The sequence below is a fragment of the Mycobacterium sp. genome, from assembly GCF_052143115.1.
Lineage (GTDB): Bacteria > Actinomycetota > Actinomycetes > Mycobacteriales > Mycobacteriaceae > Mycobacterium.
The window spans coordinates 1-4,800 of record NZ_JBKQTQ010000025.1 but is presented as its reverse complement, the minus strand read 5'-3'; the positions used below and the strand labels follow the sequence as shown (position 1 = coordinate 4,800).

The window sequence follows — 4,800 nt, the reverse complement described above, 5'->3', positions numbered from 1 at the left end:
TGCCGATAGCGGTCGCCGACTCCGCGCCGATCAGCGTGAGGTAGTCGAGCGCGTGGCCCACGCTTGCCACCCAGTTGGCCACCGCGTCATCACGGACCTGAGCGTATGCAGAATCACCCAAGCCCAGGTAGTCAAAATGCAGCACGCCGAAACCGCGGCGCGCCAGGCTGTCGGCGAGGATCCGGTGTAGTCGGACACTCTCCATCCCCTCCTTTCCGAGCGAACCACAGATCAGTACCCCGCCCCTGATCTGGTTATCGACCGGCAGATGAACTACGCCGAACAATGGCGACTCAGACGGTCCGAAAAATGTCGGCACCTCTGTCGTCGTCAACGGCATGTTGCGCTGGCTCCACGGTCGGCTTCCGCCGTTAGCGGATAGCCGTGCTCTTGATGTTATTTTGCTCATCTTAATCATTCGGTCCGACCGTACTCGCGTCGGCCACATCGCGGGCTCGAAACCGTGCGACCGGATGAGGCCCAACACAATTCGCTCCATTCCGAATCCGACGCATGCGCTTTGCGCGACTTCACAGTCATGAGTTGACAACCCGAACGCCTCGCCGAAGTGCTCCTAGTGGCAATTTGCCGAGAACAACGGCCATGCCGTCATCGAGGTCGTCGTAGAGGCGCACGATCAGTCCGGTCTTCAATTCCCGGTCCGCTGATTTGGTGCGAGTACCCTGCCCGCTCGGCAGAGAGAACGGATCGTTGGGCCGCAGCGTCTGTTGCCTCGAACTTTGCTTCCTTGACTAGTTCGATCGCTTCGGAAGGGAATCTGGCCTTCTCGTCGACGTCGTCGGCAGCAATTGCGGTGGCCTTTACTGCAGCCGGGAGACCGGGCAAAGAAGAAGGCAAAGAAGAACAAAGAAGAAACTGAGGCAGCGCGCTACCGGGACAACTCTGTAGGCACACGCTGGAAAAACTGCCTCTTTCAGACGATCCGGCTCTGGTGGTCAGCCCAGTACCGATCGCGCAGTAGGCGCTTGTAGAGCTTGCCGGTGGGCAGGCGCGGCAGCTCGTTCTCGAAGTCAATCGAGCGGGGTACCTTCTGCCGCGACAGGTGCTCACCGCAGAACGCGATCAGCTCCTCGACGAGTTCAGGCCCCGGCTGAACTCCGGGCATCGGCTGCACGACCGCTTTCACCGCTTCGCCGAGGTCCTCGTCGGGCACCCCGAAGACCGCGGCGTCGGCCACTTTTGGGTGGGTGATCAGCAGGTTCTCGCTCTCCTGGGGGTAGATGTTGACTCCGCCCGAGATGATCATGAATGTAGAGCGATCGGTCAGGTACAGATAGCCGTCGTCGTCGACATAGCCGACGTCGCCGACGGTGCTCATCCTGCCGTCAGGTGAGCGGCCCTCCGCGGTCTTGACGGGATCATTGAAGTAGGAGAATTCGTTACCAGCCTTGAACCACAAAGTGCCGGGCTCACCTTTCGGCGCGGGGCGCATGTGCTCGTCTAGCACGTGCAGTTCGCCGAACACCACCTGGCCGACTGTGCCCCGGTGGCTGAGCCACTGCTCGGTGTCGCAAGCCGCAAAACCCAGTCCCTCCGTAGCGCCGTAGTACTCGACGATGATCGGACCCCACCAGTCGATCATCTGCTCCTTGACCTGTACCGGGCAGGGCGCGGCGCCGTGCAGCGCGACCTCCAGCGACGACACGTCGTATCGGCGGCGCACCTCGTCGGGCAGTTTGAGCATGCGCGAGAACATCGTTGGCACCAATTGGCTGTGGCTTGGCCGAAAGGTTTCCACGAGCTTCAGGTAATGCTCTGGATCGAACCGTTCCATGATCACGGCCGTTCCGCCCATCCGGATGGCCAGGTTCACCCCGGCATGGGGCGCCGAGTGGTAAAGCGGCGCGGGCGAGAGGTAGATGATGCCGTCGCGATAACGCCACAGCTTGGAAAGGAATTCATAGACCGGCAGCGCTTGCGCTGGGGAGACTTCCGGTAGCGGTCGAACGATTCCTTTGGGCCGGCCGGTGGTGCCGGAGGAATAGAGCATGGCGATGCCGAGCGACTCGTCGGGGATTGGCGTGGACGGGAACCCGGTTGTCGCGTCGTGCAGATTGAAAATCTGGCGGTCGCCGGGGCCGTCGACGATGATCGCGACTTCGACGTTCGGACAGTTCTTCAAAGCCTCCGTGGCCACCGAACGCTTCTCCTGCGAGAAGATCAGCACCTTCGATTCACTGTTGTTGACGATGTAGGCGACTTCTTCGGGAGTCAGGAACGAGTTGATGCACGTGTAGTAGAGCCCGGCGCGTTCGCCCGCGGCGCAGCATTCGACATAGCGCGCGTTGTTTTCCATGAAGATCGAATAGTGGTCCAGGCGCTTGAGCCCAACGCTTCGTAAAAAATGGGCAAGGCGATTGGAGCGCGCCTCGAGTTCGGTATGGGTGATCGCCTCGCCGGTCTGAGCCATGATGAAGGCGGGTTGATTGGCCCGGCTGCGCGCGTATTCGCCCGAATACATGACGGAACGCTATCGCCTCCAAACCCGGCCGATCTTGAATTCGCCAAAGTGCGGCTATCCTGCTGTGGTTTCATTCTGATCCTGTTGACGGTGGTCAACCCGGTCGGCACAGCGATCGGCTTCGTCTCTCGTGCCAACGTGTAGCGCGTCCTCGCCAACGAGGATGGCACCGAAGGCTAGCGACTAGAGGACACCGGCACGCGTACTTGCCGGAATCTCTTTGGGTCGCGACACGGTCACGGATGCATACCTATTGAAAACTCGATAGCAACATCAGTCACATCGACCACTATCGTCACATAAGCCAACTGCGGACGTCAATGCGACGGCTCGCCCCTGGAAAAAAGGTGGGATATGTCGGCCATTCGTCGAATCGTTTCAATGTCGGTGGCGTCGGCGACCGTCATCGGACTGATCGTTCCGATTGGCTTCGCGCCGCCAGCTATCGCGACGCCGTGCACGGCCCCGGAAGCGAACGTTCCGCCCCCTGCCGCGCTACCGAACATGCCCGCGCCGGCGCCGGTCGTTGCACCACCGACCGGGCGCAGGCCTCGAGGTGCCAATGAGCATGCGCCGCTACCCAAACTGGGTCCGCTGATCTCTTCGTTCCTGAAACCGCTGACTCGGAATCCCGCGCAACTTCAGGCGGCGGTGACGCCGGGGCCCACTCCTCCCGGCGCGGGCATCCAAGGGCCCCCGAACACTAATCAGGCGGTTCCGAACGCCGCCCCGGTACCTCCGCCTCCTGCCCAGGTCGCGGGGGCTCCGACCTCGCTCGTGAACTATGTGACCGGGCCGAACAGCCCGAACAAAACCCTCGAACGTTTCGGCATCTCCGGGACCGACCTCGGAATCCCATGGGACAACGGCGATCCCGGCGGTCGTCAGGTTCTGATGGCCTTCGGTGACACCTTCGGATATTGCAGCGTGCACGGCCAGCAGTGGCGATACAATGTACTTTTCCGCAGCCAAGACCGCAACCTGTCGCAGGGAATCCACGTGGCGGACGGGGTGCCGAACAACCCATACTCCGGTTCACCGGTGTGGGCACCGGGCCTGTCCAAACAGGTCGTCAACAGCATCCATCAGGCCTCGCATGAGACGGGGATCATTCCGACCTCCGCGATTTCCCTTGGGCGAACCCAGTACATGAACTTCATGTCGATCAGGGATTGGGGCCGCGACGGCGACTGGTCGACGAACTACTCGGGAATCGCACGGTCCGTCGACAATGGCCAGAGCTGGGGCATCTTCCCCGGCAGCGTCCGGCTGGCCTCGGCGGACACCGTCCCGGGAGGCCGGTACTTTCCGGGCAATGAGAACTTCCAGATGGGCGCGTTCATGAAGGGCAGGGACGGTTACCTTTACTCGTTCGGGACCCCGTCCGGACGCGGCGGTCCGGCGTTTCTGTCACGAGTGCCGCCGAACTTCGTGGCCGACCTGACCAAATACCAGTACTGGAACGGCGAGGGGAAGGGCTGGGTTCCGATGGACCCGAGCGCGGCGACGCCGATTTTCCCGGGGCCGGTGGGCGAGATGTCAGCGCGGTACAACGACTATCTCAAGCAATACTTGGTGCTCTACACCAACGGCGGCAGCAACGACGTGGTTGCGCGGACCGCGCCGTCTCCGCAAGGACCATGGAGTCCGGAACAACCGCTGGTGTCGTCATTCTCAATGCCCGGCGGCATATACGCGCCGATGATCCACCCATGGTCGTCGGGCAGAGACTTGTACTTCAACCTGTCGCTGTGGTCGGCATACGACGTGATGTTGATGCACACCGTGCTGCCATAGGCCTTAGGGGCTCTTTCAGTCGGCTTGCGACGACGTCACGGCCGGTAAGCGGAAGCTCATGTTCACCGTCGTCCCCGACGGCGTGCAGTCCATCTCGAGCCAGTCGCTTACCGCGCGGATCAGCAGCAGTCCGCGTCCGCGGACGCCGGGGTCGGTAGGTGCCGGTTTCCACGATCCCTTGTCGATGATCCGCACATGTACTTCGGCGCCGTCATTCTCGCCTTCCACCCGAACCTTGCCCGGTTTATGCCCCCGGTAGGCGTGCTCGATGCTGTTGGCGGCCGCCTCGTTGACCGCCAAGACGATGTCGGCCACCGTCCCCTCCGGGATCGCGGCGCCCCGCAGCCATGCGGCGAGCCGGTGCCGGATATTGCTCAATTGCCCAGCGGCTGCCGCCTTTTCAATCTTCAACGGGGCATACGGTTGCCGGTAGACGACGATCGCGATGTCGTCGTCGTATCCCGTTGGCGGTGCCATCGCGCTGAGCACCGCGTCCGCGACGCCATCGACGGGCAGATTCA

Annotated in this window: 3 protein-coding genes and 1 pseudogene; 1 reads left to right on the top strand and 3 read right to left on the bottom strand. The window is 62.1% G+C overall.

Annotated elements, in window-relative coordinates; genetic code table 11:
• A pseudogene (locus tag ACLQI9_RS02335) lies at nucleotides 1-205 on the bottom strand (serine aminopeptidase domain-containing protein); the annotation flags it as partial.
• A 729-nt stretch (nucleotides 206-934) separates the two neighbouring features.
• Nucleotides 935-2,482: an AMP-binding protein gene (locus ACLQI9_RS02330; protein WP_442379633.1), complete on the bottom strand. Its 1,548-nt coding sequence runs from the start codon at nucleotides 2,480-2,482 to the stop codon at nucleotides 935-937.
• 354 nt (nucleotides 2,483-2,836) lie between these two features.
• Here ACLQI9_RS02330 and ACLQI9_RS02325 point away from each other — a divergent pair, with 354 nt between their 5' ends.
• On the top strand, nucleotides 2,837-4,279 hold the full coding sequence (locus tag ACLQI9_RS02325; RefSeq protein ID WP_442379635.1) for a DUF4185 domain-containing protein: 1,443 nt from the start codon (nucleotides 2,837-2,839) through the stop codon (nucleotides 4,277-4,279).
• 15 nt (nucleotides 4,280-4,294) lie between these two features.
• Here the strand turns inward: ACLQI9_RS02325 and ACLQI9_RS02320 are convergent.
• The coding region (locus ACLQI9_RS02320; protein ID WP_442390911.1) for an ATP-binding protein at nucleotides 4,295-4,800 on the bottom strand (506 nt) is incomplete at its 5' end.